Source organism: Acidaminococcus timonensis, assembly GCF_900106585.1.
GTDB classification, from domain to species: Bacteria; Bacillota; Negativicutes; order Acidaminococcales; family Acidaminococcaceae; genus Acidaminococcus; species Acidaminococcus timonensis.
This window is the reverse complement of record NZ_FNWH01000005.1, coordinates 1-17,147: the sequence shown is the minus strand read 5'-3', so window position 1 is coordinate 17,147 and position 17,147 is coordinate 1. Positions and strand designations below refer to the sequence as shown.

The window sequence follows — 17,147 nt, the reverse complement described above, 5'->3', positions numbered from 1 at the left end:
GCTGGCTTCCATCGGCTAGTGACTGTTGACTAGTGACTAGTGACACAGGGGGCGAAAGCCACCCGTTAGCCAAAAGGCTGCCATTTTCGGCAGCCTTTTTTAAAAGGAGTTGATTTGTTGTTTACGGAAAGCCCTGCTACAGGAACTTTTCAAAGCCGGCTGCGGCGGATCCTGGGGGTCATGATCCCCATCCTGATCACCCAGCTGTGTATTACGGGGATGAGTCTGTTCGATACAGTCATGAGCGGCCATGCAGGGACAAGGGAATTGGCCGGGGTGGCCATCGGCAGCAACATCTGGATGCCGGTGTTCACGGGCCTGAACGGCATTCTTCAGGCACTGACACCCATTGTGGCCAACTACCGGGGTGCCCGCCAGTTCGAAAAAATCTCCGGGGCCGTGTTCAGCGGCCTGACCCTGGCGGCGGCCCTGGCCTTCGGCATCATTGCCGCAGGCAGCCAGCTGCTGCCGAAGATCCTGGATACCATGAGCCTGGAACCGGCAGTGCGGCAGGTGGCCTTCCGCTACCTGGGCTTTGTGGCCTGGGGCATCCTGCCGCTGTTTTCTGCCAGCATCCTCCGGTGCTTTGTGGACAGCCTGGGGTATACCCAGGTGACCATGCGGCTGTTCCTTCTGACCATGCCCATCAACGCCTGTATGAACTACATCTTCATCTTTGGAAAATTGGGCATGCCTGCCCTGGGCGGCCCGGGTGCCGGGGTAGGCACGGCCATTACTTGCTGGCTGCTGCTTATGGCCTTTGTCCTGGTGGTGCTGCGGCTGAAGGTGTTCCGGGAATTCCACGTGTTCCGGCGGAGCGGATTCTCCTTCCACCATGTACGGGAACATCTGCGGGTCGGCATTCCCATGGGACTGGCCATTTTCCTGGAAACCAGCTTCTTCGGTGTGGAATGTCTGCTGGTTTCCCGGTTCGGTACCGTTGTGGTGGCAGCCAACCAGGCCGCCATGAGCTTCTGCAACATGCTATACATGGTGCCCCTGAGCTTCTCCCTGTCCCTGACCATCCTGGTGGGAGCGTATGTGGGGGCCCGGGATTTTGCCCAGGCCAAAGCCTATGCAGATACGGGGAGGATCTCCAACATCCTGATCGGAGCCTGTTTCGGGCTGTGCCTGTTCCTGGGCAGGGGGCTTATTGCAACCCTGTACACCGAGGATGCAGCGTTGCTGGCACCCATCATGCACTTTTTGACCTTTGCGGTGGCGTTCCAGTTCTTCGACAGCACGGCAGCTCCCATCCAGGGAGTGCTGCGGGGCTACAAGGACGTGAAGGCCACGTTCTATTCGGCCCTGGCTGCTTACTGGGGCATTGCTCTGCCCTTTGGGCTGCTGCTGGACCATGTGTGGGGAAAGGGGCCGGACAGTTACTGGATCGGACTGATCACGGGGATCTTCTTTTCGGCGGCCTTCCTGAGCCTGCGGCTGCGGCACATAGAAAAGACCAGAGTCTCCGGAATTTGATCTCAAGAGGAAGAAAAGGCGCTGTGAAAAAATCATCTACAGCGCCTTTATTTCGCTAGCGGCAGCTGGCTTCCATCACTGATTTGCAACCAGAGTCCGGGAACGATGGCAGCCGGCCAGCTGCTGTGCAGGAGCTGCCTTTTCAGGCAGCCCCTGCATTTTTTTCGGCCAATTGACGAATGCCAGTCCTGTCAAAATGTATACGGCCCCTAAAATGGCTGTGGGACCAAAGGCTTCTCCGAATACCCAATGGCCCAGCAGCGAGGCAAACAGGGGATTGATGGCACAGAACATGCCCGTTTCTTCGGCACTGATGGACTGCTGGGCTACGGGCTGGAAGGTGAAGCCGAAGCAGCTGCACACCAGGATCTGGAAAAGGAGAGATTCCCAGGTGAGAGCCCTGACAGGCAGGAAGATGCCCCCTTCCAGCACCAGCGCGGCGGCAAAACTCAGGAGTCCCATGAAGCCCATCTGCAGGATGCCCAGGGCTTTGGCATCACTGGATGCAGCCAGTTTTCCAGTGGCAATGATGTACAGTGCATAGAACAGGGCAGCCATAAGCGCCCATCCTTCCCCGCCGGCAAGGGTGAATCCGCTGTTTCCAATGGTGAGAGCGGCAACCCCCAGCAGGATGAAACCGGCACCCTGGAGGATCCGGTCCTGGGGCAGCCGGCGGTACCACAGAGCCAGGAACAGGGGAACCAGGGCCAGGGACAGGTTTTCCAGAAAGGCCACCGTATGGACTTCTGCGGTGCGCAGACTCTCCATTTCACATCCCATGATACAGAACAGCAGGAATCCCAGCAGGCAGCTTTTTCTGGCCAGGGATCTGTCTTCGCTGAGCGCCCGGGCAATGTGCCGGTACAGCACAGCCCCCATCAGCAGACAGGCCAGGGTGAACCGGAACCCCAGGGCCTGGAAGGGGGAGAGCTCCTCCATGGCAAACTTGGAAAAGATAAACGCGCTGCTGCGGGTCAGGATCACCATTGCCATCAGCAGTTTGGCAGCATTCTTGTTCATGACGATTCCTCCTTTGTGGTCCTTTTTCACATCCAACATTCTTTGTCTGTCATTATAGAGAGAAACCCATCTTGCGAGAAGCGCAAAAAATACATTATAATATTGCATAAAATGCAATACGAAAAGAGGCGGGTCTATACGGAAACCAACAAATACAAGGCCCTGCTCCAGGCCATAGAGCAGGGAAGCATCACGGCTGCGGCACGGGAACTGGAATATTCTCCTTCCGGTCTTACCCGGGTACTGGACGGACTGGAAAGGGAACTGGGACTGCCCCTGCTCCAGCGCAGTCCCCAGGGCGTAGAGCTGACCCTGGAAGGACAGGACCTGCTGCCTGCCATCCGGGAGCTGCTGTACTGGGCCGGCCAGATCCAGGAACGCAGTGCCAGTCTGCAGGGCCTGGAACAGGGGGAGCTGGCCATCGGCAGCTACTACAGCATCGCTTCCTGCTGGCTGCCTGCCATATTGCGGGATTTCCAGCGGGATTTCCCCCATATCCGGATCCATGTGCAGGAAGCCGGTAATCGGACCCTGCTGCAGGGACTCCGGGACCGGAAACTGAGCTGCTGCCTGTTCAACAGGAATGCCGGGTATCAGGGGGACTGGATCCCCCTCTATCAGGACCGGCTGGTGGCCTGGATCCCGGAATCCCATCCCCTGGCAGCGAAAAAGGCCATCCGTCCAGAAGATCTGGACGGACAGCCTTTCATCGATCCGCTGCCCCATCAGGGGACGGATACGGCCCTTTTTTTGAAAAAATATCATGTGCAGCCGGACATCCGTTTTACCACCAGCAATATGTATACCTGCTGGACCATGGTGGAAGCAGGTCTTGGGCTGTCCATGGACAACGCTCTGAGCAGCCGCGGATGGAGCGGCGCTGTGCGGGTATTGCCCTTCGATACCCCTGACCGGCTGGAACTGGGGATTGCCCTGCCTTCCAAAAAGGAGGCGTCTCCGGCTTTGAAAAAATTCATCCAGTACGTGAAACGTACGGTGGGGGAACTTACCCGGCAAAGTGGAATACCATTCCGATGACGGCGGATGCTGCCAGGAAGGCCACTGGGTGGACCTTCTTGTATCGATGGGTCAGGACCAGCAGGAGCACGGCCAGCAGAATGGAACGGATATTGAACAGCCCGCTCCAGTTGCCGGTTTTCCAGGCTTCCGGATGGAGCATGGTCACTTTGGTCACCAGAAGACCTGCTGCGGCGATCAGGCCGGCGGAGGCGGCCCGCAGCCCGTACATGACGGCCTTCACGTATTTGCTGTCTCCGAATTTTTTCAGGAACTGGGAAACGATCAGGATGACGATGACAGAAGGGGTGACCAGCCCGAACGTGGCCACCAGGGCACCGGGGATGCCGGCGATGTGATAGCCCACGTAGGTGGCAGTATTGACTCCAATGGGGCCGGGGGTGGATTCGGATACGGCGATCATGTTCAGCAGATCCGTGGTGGTGAACCAGCCTGTGGCTTCTGCCAGTTTGGCCAGGAAGGGGATGGTGGCCATGCCGCCGCCTACGGCGAACAGGCCGATCTTGAAGAATTCATAGAACATCTGGAAAAGCAGTCCCATCACAGTTCACCTCTCTGTTTCCTGGCCGTGAGGCCAATGATGCCGGCTGCGACCACCAGCCAGGCCGGAGAAATGTCCGAAAGCAGGTTCACAGCCATGATGACCAGGAACAGGAGCCAGGTGAGCCTGTCCACCAGGGCTCCTTTGATCAGCTTCTTGACGGCGTTGAAGATCAGGACGCAGACGCATACCCGGATGCCGGCAAAAGCATCCTTCACCGCCTGGAACTGGGCGAAATTGGCCAGACAGGCAGCAATCACCGTGATGATGATGATGGAGGGGGTGATGACCCCCAGGGTGGCCACGATGCCGCCGATGGTGCCTTTCCGTTTGACCCCGATAAAGGTGGCCGTGTTGACGGCGATCACCCCGGGGGTACACTGTCCGATGGCGAAGTAGTCGGCCAGTTCGGCTTCTTCCGCCCAGTGATATTTTTCCACCACTTCGGCCTGCAGGATGGGCAGCATGGCATAGCCGCCACCGAAGGTCACTGCGCCGATGCGGGCGAATACAGTAAACAATTTGATGAGTTCATCCAATGGGAACACCTCCGATTCTTTTAAGTGTAACATGGTGGCAACAAGGTGTAAACGGGAAAAACAGAGGATGCACCTTTTGACTGCTCAATTTCTTACAAAATCGGCAACTTTATAAATTGTAGATTTTATAAAACTGTACTATAATAAATCTGTATGGGCAAAAGATGAAAGAACCAATACAGAGAATCAAAACAGGGGAGGGAAGCTTCCCTTTCCTGGGCGGGACACCGCAGAAAGGCTTGTTTTGTGAAAACGTACTTACTGGCATTGAGTATATCGCTGATCATCAGCTGGATCCTGACACCCTTCGTCAAGAAACTGGCGTTCAAGATCGGTGCTGTGGACCGACCCAACGCACGGAAAGTCCATCACCGGATCATGCCCCGGATGGGCGGGCTGGCCATTTACATCGGGTTCATGGCGGCGGCCGTGACCTGCATGGAACTGACCCGTGACGTGGTGGGGATCCTGCTGGGCGGCACCGTCATTGCCATCGTGGGGATCCTGGACGATATGTTCCAGCTGGCAGCCAGGGTGAAACTGGTGGGGCAGATCATTGCTGCTCTGGTGCCGGTGTGCTTTGGGGTCCGGATCGAATGGCTGAACAATCCCTGGGGAGGCTACTTCTATTTGAATTACCTTTCCATTCCTTTTACGGTATTCTGGATCGTCAGCTTCACCAACGTGGTGAACCTGATCGACGGGCTGGACGGACTGGCTGCCGGGGTATCCGCCATCGCCTCGGTGACGGTGATCATGGTGGCCCTGCAGCAGGGTCTGTATCCGGTGGCGGTGATCACCGCGGCACTGGCCGGCGGCATCATCGGATTCATCCGGTACAACTTCAACCCGGCCACCATCTTCATGGGTGATACGGGAAGCCTGTTCCTGGGCTATATGCTGGCTGCCATTTCCATTTTTGGGGCTGTGAAGAGCGCGGCCACCATTGCCCTGCTGGTTCCGGCCATTGCCCTGGGCCTTCCCATCATGGACACGGCCTTTGCCATCGTCCGCCGGTATAAGAATGGCCGGCCCATTTTCAGCCCGGACAAGGGACATATCCATCATCGCCTGCTGGCCATGGGCTTCAGCCAGCGGCAGGCTGTGATTTTCATGTATTTGATCAGTGCAGGGCTCTGCCTGACGGCAGTCCTGCTTACAGAAATGGAGGGGATCTATGCCATTGCGCTGCTGGTATTCCTGCTGGCGGTGATTTTCATTGGTGCACGGAAAATCGGGATTTTACAGGACAGATCATGAAATAGGGGCGAAGAACAATGGAAAAATTAAAAGTCATGACGATTTTCGGTACCCGTCCGGAGGCCATCAAGATGTGCCCCCTGGTACTGGAAATGAAAAAATATCCGGATATGCTGGAACCCATCGTGGCAGTGACGGCCCAGCACCGGGAAATGCTGGACCAGGTCCTGGATCTGTTCCAGATCAGGCCGGACTATGATTTGAACATCATGACCGCCGGCCAGACACTGTATGATGTGACCAGCCGGGCCCTCATGGGGCTGAAAGATGTGCTGGAGGAAGCGAAACCGGACCTGGTACTGGTCCATGGGGACACCACCACCACCTTCGTGGGGGCTCTTGCTGCCTTCTATAAGCAGATCCCGGTAGGCCACGTGGAAGCCGGGCTGCGGACCGGAAACAAATACTCTCCCTTTCCGGAAGAGATGAACCGGAAACTGACCGCGGACATCACGGATTTCCATTTTGCACCCACCAGCAACGCCAGGGCCAACCTGCTGAAGGAAAACATCAAGGAAGATGATATTTACGTGACCGGCAATACGGTGATCGATGCCCTGCAGGCTACGGTGAAGAAGGAATTTGATTTCCACAATCCCAAACTGGAAGAGGCCATCCGCAGCGACCACAAGCTGATCCTCATGACCACCCACCGGCGGGAGAACCTGGGGGCACCCATGCGCCATGTATACCAGGCCCTGAAGGAAGTCCTGAAGGACAATCCCAATGCGGAAGCCATCTTCCCCATGCATAAGAATCCCAAAGTGCGGGAAGTGGCGGAAGCCGTCCTGGGCAAGATGGATCGTGTCCATCTGCTGGAACCCATGGAATATGAACCTTTCGCCAATCTGATGGCCCGGGTGGACATTGTCCTCACCGATTCCGGCGGAATCCAGGAGGAAGCGCCGGCCCTGGGCAAACCGGTCCTGGTGCTGCGCAACACCACGGAACGGCCGGAGGCTGTTACCGCCGGGACGGTCAAACTGATCGGCACCGGCAAGGAAGACGTGTACGCCGCCACCAGCCGTCTGCTGAATGATGAAAAGTATTATCGGTCCATGGCTGAGGCCGTCAACCCTTACGGGGATGGCCGGGCTGCCCAACGGATTGTGACCTATCTGCTCCATACCCATGGGTATCCTGTTGAAGTGATGCCGGAATTCCATGGGGGAGAGAAACGGTAAGCCACCATGGATGCCCTGCAGAAAGAGCCCCCGGGTACTCCGGAGGCTCCTTCCGGTATGAAGAAACAGGCGACGCGGATTGTTCTGGGACAACTGGTGCTGCTGGGTCTTCTGGCCCTGGTGGCCCTGGGCGCCGGAGCCGTTCCTCTGGGAGTGTTCCTGGGGGTGCTGGCCGGTCTGGGGGATACCCTGCTGGTCCTCTGGGGCATCCTCAGCGGAATGGGCAAACCGCCCCGGCAGGCGGCCCTTTCCATGCATCGTCTGATGTTCCTGCGCATTGGAGTGCTGTTACTGTGGACCGTGGCTGCGCTGAAACTGAAGTGCCAGCCGGTGCTGGTGCTGCTTGGCTTTGTCTGTTTGAATGTTGGTTTGGTGATGCAGATGGTCCGCTGCCATCTTGGAGATAAAAAACAGCAGCCTTAGGGCGCTGGCTCCTTACACATCAGAAATTTTTGAAAAGGAAGTGATACGGATATGGGAATTGCAGAAGCTGCAAGCTCGGAAGTCATCCATTACGGGACCACGGAAGTCCTTCCCGGAGTCGCCTTGAATATGCAGACCATCTATATGTCCTGGCTGACCATGATCATTGTGGCTGTACTGGTTTTTGCCGCCACCCGGCAGGTCCATGAAATTCCCCATGGAATCCAGAACCTGGTGGAAATGATCGTCGAATGGCTGGAAAAACTGATGGACGCCAACATGGGCGTGGAAGGCAGAAGGGTGACGATTCCCTTCGTCCTGACCCTGTTTCTGTACATCTTTGTGGGGAACGAACTGGGCCTGATGCCGTCCCTGGGCGTGCATCTCTCTTCTCCCACCAATGACATCAACGTGGCCCTGGGCCTTTCCATTACGGTGGCCATCGCTACCTACATCATTGGGGTCATCCAGCAGGGTCCCTCGTATTTTAAACATCTGGTGACTCCTTTTGCCCTGATGCTTCCGCTGAACATCATCGAAGAACTGGCCAAACCTCTGACCATGGCTCTGCGTCTGTTCGGGAACATCCTGGCAGGAGAAATCCTGCTGGCGGTGCTGTACATGCTGGTCCCCTGGGTGGTTCCCAACCTGTGGATCGGCTTCAGCCTGATCATCGGCTTTCTCCAGGCTTTCATCTTCACCATGCTGACGGTGATTGCGCTGGCACCTATCTTTAAACAGATCCATTCCAGCAAATGAGCTGGAGAACAGAAAGGATGTAAAAAATGATCGACAACAATACTTTGATTATCGTCGCTTCCGTCCTGGCCGCTGCCATCATCGGCGTAGGCGCTTCCATTGCGGCTACCCGGGGCGATTCCACGGTGGCTTCCAAAGCTCTGGAATGTATGGCCCGCCAGCCGGAACAGGCCGGGAGCTTCCAGGTGAACATGCTGATCGGTATCGGTCTGGTTGAATCCATCCCCATCATTGCTTCCGTCATTGCCATTGTGCTGGTATTCGCCAATCCCTTCGTGAAATAACCGGACGGATGACCCCTCGGGGAGAAAGGAAGCGATAGGGAATGGTAAGTATCAACTATACGTTGATTGCACAGATCGTCAACTTCATCATTCTGCTGTGGGTATTGGCAAAATTTGCCTACAAGCCCCTGTTGAAGGCCATGGATGATCGCCGGGCCAAAATCGTAAAAGATATGGACCAGGCTGACCATGCACGGAAAGATGCAGAAGCGTTGAAGGAACAATATGCGGAACAACTGCAAAGTGCCAGGAAAGAGGCCAATGATATTGTCTCCAGAGCCAATACCATGGCCCAGCAGCTCCATGATGAAGCCCTGGCCAATGCCCAGAAGGAACGGGCTGAACTGCTGGCCAGCGGACGCCAGACCGTGGAAATGGAAAAACGGAAAGCCCTGCTGGAAGTACGGGAGCAGATCATTGCGTTAAGTACGGAAATCGCCGGCCGGGTACTGCAGGCCAAACTGGATTCTGCCGAAGACCAGGCACTGGTGGCCAAAATCACCGATGCCACCCTGGCAGAACAGCAGCAGAAAAAATGAGATTGGAAAGATCCCGGTAAGCGGGATCGTGGAGGCAGGATCAACCGATGAATAGTAAAAACAAGGAAGCTCTGTGGAAACAGATCCTGGATCGTGTGACCCTTACAGAGGATGACCAGGCCCTGTTCGCCGGACAGGAGCTTTTGCCTGTCACGGTGACGACGGCCCGGCCTCTGGACGCGGAGGAAGCCACCCTGCTGGAAAAACTGCTGATGGAGAAATTCCGGAAGCCGGTGCAGATCCAGCAGCAGAAAGTGGATCCCAAAGTGGTGGGTGGCGTGCTGGTCCAGTACGGAGACCATGTGTTCGATGCCACCATGCAGCGGCAGCTGGAGAAAATGGATGCCCTGATGAAGGCAATCCATCTCCAGGATCAGGACCTGGAAAAACCGGGCAATATGACGGAAGCCCTGAGCCAGGGCGTGAAAAACTTCCAGAACCAGGTGGATCTGGAAGAAATCGGCGTGGTAGAAAAAGTCGGCGATGGGATCTGTACCGCCAGCGGGCTGGGCGGAGCCATGAGCGGTGAGCTGGTGGCCCTGCACGACGGCGTCTACGGCATGGTGCAGAACCTGCGGGAAAATGAAGTGGGGATCGTTCTGCTGGGCGGCGCCACAGAAATAAAAGAAGGGGATATGGTCCGCCGTACCGGCGAAATCATGGAAATCCCTGTTGGGGAAGAAATGCTGGGTCGGATCGTCAACCCGCTGGGGCAGCCTCTGGACGGGAAGGGCGCCATCAAGACCCAGGCCAAATATCCCATCGAGCACCAGGCCCCGGGGATTGCTGCCCGTCAGCCGGTGGATGTGCCCCTGCAGACCGGGCTGAAGGCTGTGGATGCCCTGGTACCCATCGGCCGGGGTCAGAGAGAACTGATCATCGGTGACCGTGGGACCGGCAAGACAGCCATTGCCGTCGACACCATCCTGAATCAGAAGGGGAAAGGTGTGATCTGCATTTATGTAGCCATCGGGCAGAAAGCTTCTTCCGTGGCCCGCCTGGCTCATACCTTTGAAGAGTACGGCGCAGCGGATTACACCATGATCGTAGCCGCCACCGCTGCGGATACGGCACCTCTGCAGTATCTGGCACCCTATGCCGGTGCGGCTGTGGGTGAATACTTCATGGATCAGGGAAAGGATGTGCTGATCGTCTACGATGATCTGAGCAAGCACGCCGTGGCATACCGTGCCATGAGTCTGCTGCTCCGTCGTCCGCCCGGACGGGAAGCCTACCCCGGGGATGTATTCTATCTGCATTCCCGTCTGCTGGAACGGGCCTGCCGGCGGAATGCCAGACACGGCGGCGGCTCCATGACGGCCCTGCCCATCATCGAGACCCAGGCCGGAGACGTGAGCGGGTATATCCCCACCAACGTGATTTCCATTACCGATGGGCAGATTTACCTGGAAACCGACCTGTTCAATTCCGGTGTGCGGCCGGCCCTGAACTCCGGGCTGTCCGTCTCCCGTGTAGGGGGCGCGGCCCAGACCAAGGCCATGAAGAGCGTGGCCGGTACCCTGCGTCTGGCCCTGGCCCAGTACCGGGAACTGGCGGCTTTCGCCCAGTTCGGTTCCGATCTGGACAAAGAGACCAGGGCCCAGCTGGACCGTGGTGCCCGGGTGACGGAAATCCTGAAACAGGGGCAGTACCAGCCTCTTTCCATGGCCCAGGAAGTGATTTCCCTGTATGCGGTGAATAACGGCTTTGTGGATAATGTACCGGTGGCCGATGTGACCCGGTACGCCTATGAGATGCTGACGTACTTGGACAACCACTGCTCCATCATCCTCACGTCTCTGGAGAAAGAACAGAAATTGACGGATGACATCAGGCAACAGCTGGACGACGCACTGGATGATTTTGGCAAGCTGTTTGCGCCCGGCGGCGCGCAGGCGTAAAGGCGGGTGAGCGAAGATGGCCAATACCAGCGGGATCCGTGCCCACATGAAAACTGTGGGCAGCATCAGTAAAATCACCGGGGCCATGCAGATGGTGGCCTCGGCCCGGATGCATCAGGCCCAGCAGCGGGCCGAATCCAGCCTGCCCTATGCCGACAAACTGCGGGAAATCCTGCAGGAAGCCGTCAGCGATCCTTCCGTCATGGCCCATCTGGACCTGAAGAAGAATCCGTTGCTGGAAAAGCGTCCCGTGTACAAGACGGCTTATATTGTCATGGGTTCCGACAAGGGACTGGCCGGACCCTACAACAACAACGTGGTGAAATACACCAGCGTGGAACTGCGGGGGAAGGAAGATTCTCCCCTGCTGGCCGTAGGCAGGCAGATCCGGATCGGCCTGAACCATTGGGGCTACCACATCGATAAGAGCTGGACGGGATTTTCCGAAAAGCCAACGTTCGAAGCGGCGGAGGAAATCGCCGATTATGTGGAATCCATGTTCATCCACGGAGAAGTGGACGAGGTGGATATCATCTATACCTACTTCAAATCCGCCATGGTGCAGATTCCCAGGACTGTGCCCATCCTTCCGGTGCAGCCCAAGGCCAAAGATTCCCTGGAGGTACAGGGGGAGAAAGTCTGGGAGGCGGATGATCCTACGGATTATTCCACCCTGATCTTCGAACCGGAACCGGCGGAGATGCTGTCCTATCTGGCCCGGTATTACCTGCGCAGCCAGATCTTTACAGCACTCATCCAGAGCTCGGCCTGTGAGCTGGCTTCCCGGATGACGGCCATGAGCACGGCCACGGACAATGCCCAGAACCTGCTGGGCAAGCTGCAGGTGTATTACCAGAAAGTGAGACAGGCCAGCATCACCACGGAAATCAATGAAATCGTCAGCGGTGCTGAAGCTTTGAAATAAGGGGGCACAATCGTGTCGCAAGAAGAAAAGAAACAAATGGACCGGGCCGTGGCCCAGGTCTCTGCCAAGGCCAGAGGCCATATCGGCCATGTGGTCCAGGTCATGGGGCCGGTCATCGATATCCGGTTTCCGGATAAAGAACTGCCGGCCATCTATAACGCCATCCGTATCGATGCCCAGGCTGCCAGGAACATCCATGTGCATCTGACAGCGGAAGTGGTGCAGCACATTGGCAACGATGTGGTACGGGCCGTAGCCATGAGCTCCACCGACGGTCTGACCCGGAATATGGAAGCTGTGGATACAGGCAGCCCCATCACCGTACCGGTGGGCAAAGGGTGCCTGGGACGGGTGTTCAATGTGCTGGGCGAAACGGTGGACGATGACCCTGCACCGGTGCAGGCCTCTGATTACTGGCCCATCCACCGTCCGGCTCCGGCCCTGGAAGACCAGTCCACGGAAACCAAGATCATGGAAACAGGCATCAAGGTCGTGGATCTGATCGCACCCTATTCCCTGGGCGGCAAGATCGGGCTGTTCGGCGGTGCCGGTGTGGGCAAGACCGTGTTGATCATGGAACTGATCCACAACATCGCCACCAACCACGGGGGCTATTCCGTATTCTCCGGTGTGGGAGAACGGACCCGTGAGGGGAATGACCTGTGGGGCGAAATGAAGGAATCCGGGGTCATCGACAAGACGGCCCTGGTGTACGGACAGATGAACGAACCCCCTGGAGCCCGTATGCGGGTGGGCCTCACCGGGCTGACCATGGCAGAATACTTCCGGGATGTGGCCGGGCAGGATGTACTGCTGTTCATCGATAACATCTTCCGGTTCATCCAGGCCGGATCTGAAGTGTCCGCTCTGCTGGGGCGCATGCCTTCGGCCGTAGGGTACCAGCCCACCCTGGCCAATGAAATGGGTGCCCTGGAAGAACGGATCACTTCTACCCGCAGCGGATCCATCACTTCCGTACAGGCAGTCTATGTGCCCGCCGATGACCTGACTGACCCGGCGCCGGCGGCCACCTTCGCCCATCTGGACGCAACGACGGTCCTGTCCCGTGAAATCGTGGAACTGGGCATTTACCCGGCTGTGGATCCCCTGGCCTCCACCAGCCGGATCCTGGATCCGCTGGTAATCGGGAGAGAACACTATGAGGTGGCACGGGGGGTGCAGAAGATCCTGCAACGCTATAAGGAACTGCAGGACATCATCGCCATCCTGGGCATGGAAGAATTGAACGAAGAGGATAAGCTTACCGTATCCCGGGCACGGAAAGTACAACGGTTCCTGAGCCAGCCTTTCTTCGTGGCCCAGCAGTTCACCGGCCAGGAAGGGAGATACGTCCCCCTGTCCGATACCATCCGGGGTTTCAAGGAAATCCTGGAAGGCAAGCACGATGATCTGCCGGAAAATGCCTTCTATATGGTGGGCAGCATCGATGAAGCGGTGGCCAAGGGCAGGAAACTGAAGGGCGAATGAGATCATGGCCAATGTAATGAGTCTGGAAGTCCTGACACCGGAAAAACTTCTGGTAAAAAGGAAGGATATTTCCTATGTCTTGTTGAATACAGTAAATGGGGGTGTCGGCATCCTGGCCAACCATGGACCCTTGATCGCTGTTTTGGGGGAGGGGCCCCTGAAATTGCAGGATAAGGACAACCATGTGATTTTGGTCTACGTGGAGGGCGGCTTTGCAGAAGTCAAGGATAACAAAGTCATCATCCTGACCCCCCGGGCGGAACGGGCAGAAAAAATCGACGTGGCCCGGTACGAAAAGGTCCGGGCAGAAGCCCAGGCCCGGCTGGACCACCCTGACAATCTGACCGATATCGAACATACAGAAAAAATCCTGCGTCGTGCCGAAGCTCGTCTGAAGACAGCTTCCCTGGTGGGGAAAGCAGCACCGTTTACCCTGGGGTCCTGAGAAAATCCCGGGCAGAGGGCGCAAGTTCGTTACAGCAGGTAGAGAGGGGGACCGCTGTGGACTTTATCAGCAAGATGGCAGCCAGCAAGATGGGGCAGCTGCGCCTGGAGCTGGTCGAACTGGAAGAACTTCTGGAAGAGGCAAAAACGGAAGAACAGATCCGCAAACTGAAAAAAACCATTCAGGAAAAACAGGTCTATTACAACATCCTGGCGGACCGGCTGCGGACCCATACAAGACATTTTTAAAAAAGAGTGTCGCGCTTGCGGCACTCTTTTTCTTTGCCCGCTGGGCGACCTGGGTTCAGACGTCCCTTATGGGCCGTCCCTACGCATCCATCGGCGAAAGCTCCTGCCTTTCGTAGGGGCTACCCATAAGGGGAGCCCGTTCCCAGGTATGGTGGTTTGGTTCCATTCCTATTTCCCTATGGCAATCAGGACGAGATATGGTATAATAGTTTAGTTATCAAAATTGGCATTGGATTGGAAGTCCCGAAGACATAGAGGGGGTGCCGTACGGATTGTCCAACATGGTGTTTTTGGTGGTATGCTGCCTGGTGACCTGGGTCATCTTTCTGGACAGCCACAGCATCGGGATGCGTCATAAAAATGTATGGGTCATCGGGACATTTCTGCTGATGCCACTGGTGGTCCCTCTTTATTTGATACGGCGGGCCCAGTTCCTGAATGCACACAATCTGACGCCCCGGCAGAAACTGGAGGCCAGGGCCCGGGAAGAATCCCGGAAACGACGTCAGAAGGCGGAAAAAGCCAAACTGGAGTGGGAAATTGCCCAGCGCAGAAAAATAAAGGATGATCCGGCCGGAACCGCGGCTGTCCGGGCAGAAAAGTACCGGGAACAGCACGAAATGCGGCAGGCCCTGGATCAGGAACTCAGTGAACAGCAAAAACGACACAAACAACGGTGGGGTATTCATTCGAAATCGTAATGAGCGAGGGGGAAGCATCGCTTCTCTTCTGGAAAAGAAAGGTGTGGAATCAGGCGTGGAGAAACTGGTAGTAAAGGGTGGTCACCGGCTGCAGGGGACTGTTCGGGTCAGCGGGGCCAAGAATGCAGTATTGCCCATTATTGCAGCTTCTGTATTGGGAACGGAAGGAAGTACCATTCTGGAAGTGCCGGAATTGGAGGATGTGAGCACCATCTGCAAGGTGCTGGAATGTCTGGGGCTGAAAGTGGATCATTCCCAGCCCCATGCGTTGAAAATCGACAGTCGGGAAGTGACCGGCTGGGAAGCCCCCTATGATCTGGTGAGTACCATGCGGGCTTCGTTCCTGGTCATGGGGTCCCTGCTGGCGCGGATCGGCCGGGCCAAGATTTCCCTGCCCGGGGGCTGTGCCATTGGCACCCGTCCCATCGATATCCACTTGAAGGGCTTCGAGGCCCTGGGTGCCACCATCGAACAGGGACACGGATATATCGAAGCCTTTGCCCCTCACGGTCTGACCGGGACCACCATCTATCTGGATTTCCCCAGCGTGGGTGCCACGGAAAACCTGATGATGGCTGCCTCCATGGCCAAAGGGACCACCATCATTGAAAATGCGGCCGAGGAACCGGAAATCGTGGATCTGGCCAACTACATCAACGTCATGGGCGGCAAGGTCCGGGGTGCCGGCACCACCACCATCCGCATCGATGGGGTGGAAAGCATGAAGGGCGGAGAACATACGGTGATCCCCGACCGGATCGAAGCCGGAACCTTTATGGTGGCCGGTGCCATGACCCATGGGGATATCGTGGTGGAAAACGTGCTGTGCGAACACATGAAGCCGCTGATCGCCAAACTGCGGGAAGCTGGTGCCATTGTGGAGGAAGCCATCAATTCCGTCCATGTGGTGGGGCCGGAACAGCTGAAGGCCATTACCATCAAGACGTTGCCCTATCCCGGTTTTCCCACGGATATGCAGGCCCAGGTCATGGCGATGATGTGCATTTCCAAGGGCCAGAGTTCCGTTCTGGAAACGGTGTTCGAGAACCGGTTCATGCATGTGGATGAACTGCTGCGCATGGGAGCCAATATCCATACCAACGGCGGCCGGGCGGCCATCGTGGAAGGAGTCCCCAAGCTGTATGGCTGCCAGGTACGGGCTACGGACCTGCGGGCCGGAGCAGCTATGGTACTGGCAGGCCTGGTGGCGGACGGGACCACGGAAATCACTGACATCTACCATATCGATCGGGGCTATGAGAACCTGGTGGCCAAACTGACCGGCCTGGGAGCCGACATCCAGCGGATCGGCTGAGCCCATGAAACGGACGGAAAAGAGGAGCCTGTTTTCCCGGCTGTTCAATCCGGTGGATGTGGGCATCGATATGGGGACCACCACCACCCGGGTTTTCATGAAGAACCGGGGCATCGTGCTCCAGGAGCCTTCAGTGGTGGCTGTGGAACCCAGTATCGGCAAGGTGGGAGCCATCGGTTCCAAGGCCCGGGAAATGACCGGAAAGGGCCAGTGGGAAGTGGTCTGGCCCCTGGAAAATGGGGTCATCGCTGACTTTGACGGGGCTGTGGGGCTTCTGGAAACCATCCTGGATCGGGTGGTGGGCAGGAATCTGTTCTTCAAGCCCCGGGTTATGCTCTGTGTCCCCACCGGAGTGACCGGTGTGGAACGCCGGGCGGTGACAGAAGCGGCCCTTCTGGCCGGGGCGGCAAAAACCTATCTGATCGAGGAACCGGTGGCAGCGGCGCTGGGCGCCGGACTGCCCATCCAGGAACCCAAAGGGCATCTGGTGATGAACATCGGCAGCGGGACCACCAGTGTGGCACTGCTGAGCATGGGGCGGATCATCCATTCTGCATCCCTCCGGATGGGGGGAGAGGCATTCAACGGGGCCGTGGACCGGTATTTGAAAGACCATCTTCATCTGCAGGTGGAAAGCAGTCAGCTGGAGGAGATCAAGCTGGACATTGGAACGGTGAGTCCCAGGGGTCGCCGGGGCAACCGGATCATCCGGGGCCGGGATACCATTACGGGCCTGCCTACCACAGTACGGCTGGGAGCCCAGGAACTGCGGCGGGGTCTGGAGGAACCGGTGGTTTCCCTGCTGACCTGTTTGCACAGTGTGCTGGAAAAGACACCCCCGGAACTGGCGGCGGACCTGCTGGATACGGGAATTGTCCTGACCGGTGGCGGAAGCCTGCTGGAAGGGCTGGATGAATGTATCCAGGCCGGGACCCATGTGCGGACCCGGGTGGCCTCCAATCCCCAGGAATGTGTGGCCAGGGGCGCCGGTATGGCGCTGGATGACCCGGCGTTGCTGGAATTGATGGAAAGAAAATAAAACAAAAGGGGTGTGAAAC

19 protein-coding genes are annotated in these 17,147 nt (G+C 57.2%); 16 read left to right on the top strand and 3 right to left on the bottom strand.

Translation table 11 applies throughout. The features are described 5' to 3' along the window. Positions 1 to 117: 117 nt before the first annotated feature. Positions 118 to 1,479 carry an MATE family efflux transporter gene (locus tag BQ5462_RS02005; RefSeq protein ID WP_235819546.1) on the top strand — a complete coding sequence of 454 codons (1,362 nt, stop codon included), beginning with the start codon at positions 118 to 120 and terminating at the stop codon, positions 1,477 to 1,479. Between the two features lie 75 nt (positions 1,480 to 1,554). Here BQ5462_RS02005 and BQ5462_RS02000 read toward each other — a convergent pair whose 3' ends face one another. Further along, positions 1,555 to 2,499, bottom strand: a complete 945-nt coding sequence (locus BQ5462_RS02000; RefSeq protein WP_071141791.1) for a DMT family transporter — start codon at positions 2,497 to 2,499, stop codon at positions 1,555 to 1,557. Positions 2,500 to 2,610: 111 nt separating this feature from the next. Here BQ5462_RS02000 and BQ5462_RS01995 point away from each other — a divergent pair, with 111 nt between their 5' ends. After that, the gene (locus BQ5462_RS01995; RefSeq protein ID WP_071141790.1) at positions 2,611 to 3,537 is read left to right on the top strand and encodes a LysR family transcriptional regulator; all 927 of its coding nucleotides are present in this window, start codon (positions 2,611 to 2,613) and stop codon (positions 3,535 to 3,537) included. Here BQ5462_RS01995 and BQ5462_RS01990 read toward each other — a convergent pair. Continuing rightward, positions 3,506 to 4,078 carry a chromate transporter gene (locus BQ5462_RS01990; RefSeq protein ID WP_071141789.1) on the bottom strand — a complete coding sequence of 191 codons (573 nt, stop codon included), beginning with the start codon at positions 4,076 to 4,078 and terminating at the stop codon, positions 3,506 to 3,508. The two genes, BQ5462_RS01995 and BQ5462_RS01990, sit on opposite strands and share 32 nt — an antisense overlap. Next, complete coding sequence (locus tag BQ5462_RS01985; protein WP_143038003.1) at positions 4,078 to 4,617, bottom strand: chromate transporter; 540 nt, start codon at positions 4,615 to 4,617, stop codon at positions 4,078 to 4,080. Before BQ5462_RS01985 ends, BQ5462_RS01990 begins: the two co-directional genes overlap by 1 nt. Positions 4,618 to 4,863: 246 nt before the next feature. On the opposite strand from BQ5462_RS01985, the gene BQ5462_RS01980 reads away from it, so the two are divergent. The 14 genes from BQ5462_RS01980 (at position 4,864) to mreB (ending at position 17,128) form a co-directional block, all read left to right on the top strand. After that, positions 4,864 to 5,877, top strand: a complete 1,014-nt coding sequence (locus BQ5462_RS01980; protein ID WP_071141787.1) for a glycosyltransferase family 4 protein — start codon at positions 4,864 to 4,866, stop codon at positions 5,875 to 5,877. A gap of 17 nt (positions 5,878 to 5,894) precedes the next feature. Then, positions 5,895 to 7,061, top strand: a complete 1,167-nt coding sequence (wecB, locus tag BQ5462_RS01975) for a non-hydrolyzing UDP-N-acetylglucosamine 2-epimerase (RefSeq protein WP_071141786.1) — start codon at positions 5,895 to 5,897, stop codon at positions 7,059 to 7,061. Between the two features lie 6 nt (positions 7,062 to 7,067). Next, positions 7,068 to 7,484, top strand: coding sequence for a hypothetical protein (locus BQ5462_RS01970; protein WP_071141785.1), 417 nt, complete (start codon positions 7,068 to 7,070; stop codon positions 7,482 to 7,484). A 51-nt stretch (positions 7,485 to 7,535) separates the two neighbouring features. After that, positions 7,536 to 8,243: a F0F1 ATP synthase subunit A gene (gene atpB / locus BQ5462_RS01965; protein WP_071141784.1), complete on the top strand. Its 708-nt coding sequence runs from the start codon at positions 7,536 to 7,538 to the stop codon at positions 8,241 to 8,243. A 26-nt stretch (positions 8,244 to 8,269) separates the two neighbouring features. Further along, complete coding sequence (gene atpE, locus BQ5462_RS01960; protein WP_071141783.1) at positions 8,270 to 8,527, top strand: ATP synthase F0 subunit C; 258 nt, start codon at positions 8,270 to 8,272, stop codon at positions 8,525 to 8,527. Positions 8,528 to 8,568: 41 nt separating this feature from the next. Then, positions 8,569 to 9,066, top strand: coding sequence for a F0F1 ATP synthase subunit B (gene atpF, locus BQ5462_RS01955; RefSeq protein WP_071141782.1), 498 nt, complete (start codon positions 8,569 to 8,571; stop codon positions 9,064 to 9,066). Between the two features lie 47 nt (positions 9,067 to 9,113). After that, a complete protein-coding gene (gene atpA, locus BQ5462_RS01950; RefSeq protein WP_071141781.1) occupies positions 9,114 to 10,967 on the top strand; it encodes a F0F1 ATP synthase subunit alpha in 1,854 nt (617 codons plus the stop codon). A gap of 16 nt (positions 10,968 to 10,983) precedes the next feature. After that, positions 10,984 to 11,892, top strand: coding sequence for an ATP synthase F1 subunit gamma (atpG, locus tag BQ5462_RS01945; protein ID WP_071141780.1), 909 nt, complete (start codon positions 10,984 to 10,986; stop codon positions 11,890 to 11,892). A 36-nt stretch (positions 11,893 to 11,928) separates the two neighbouring features. Continuing rightward, entirely contained in the window at positions 11,929 to 13,380 is a 1,452-nt protein-coding gene (gene atpD, locus BQ5462_RS01940; protein ID WP_071141779.1) for a F0F1 ATP synthase subunit beta, read from the top strand. A 4-nt stretch (positions 13,381 to 13,384) separates the two neighbouring features. Continuing rightward, positions 13,385 to 13,825 (top strand): ATP synthase F1 subunit epsilon, encoded by a 441-nt coding sequence (gene atpC / locus BQ5462_RS01935; protein ID WP_071141778.1) that lies wholly within the window; start codon positions 13,385 to 13,387, stop codon positions 13,823 to 13,825. A 56-nt stretch (positions 13,826 to 13,881) separates the two neighbouring features. After that, the gene (locus BQ5462_RS01930) at positions 13,882 to 14,073 is read left to right on the top strand and encodes a hypothetical protein (protein WP_071141777.1); all 192 of its coding nucleotides are present in this window, start codon (positions 13,882 to 13,884) and stop codon (positions 14,071 to 14,073) included. A gap of 272 nt (positions 14,074 to 14,345) precedes the next feature. Then, a complete protein-coding gene (locus tag BQ5462_RS01925) occupies positions 14,346 to 14,774 on the top strand; it encodes a hypothetical protein (RefSeq protein ID WP_071141776.1) in 429 nt (142 codons plus the stop codon). 55 nt (positions 14,775 to 14,829) lie between these two features. Beyond that, positions 14,830 to 16,089 (top strand): UDP-N-acetylglucosamine 1-carboxyvinyltransferase, encoded by a 1,260-nt coding sequence (gene murA / locus BQ5462_RS01920; RefSeq protein ID WP_071142112.1) that lies wholly within the window; start codon positions 14,830 to 14,832, stop codon positions 16,087 to 16,089. A 4-nt stretch (positions 16,090 to 16,093) separates the two neighbouring features. Beyond that, complete coding sequence (mreB, locus tag BQ5462_RS01915) at positions 16,094 to 17,128, top strand: rod shape-determining protein (protein WP_083378036.1); 1,035 nt, start codon at positions 16,094 to 16,096, stop codon at positions 17,126 to 17,128. Positions 17,129 to 17,147 lie beyond the last annotated feature (19 nt).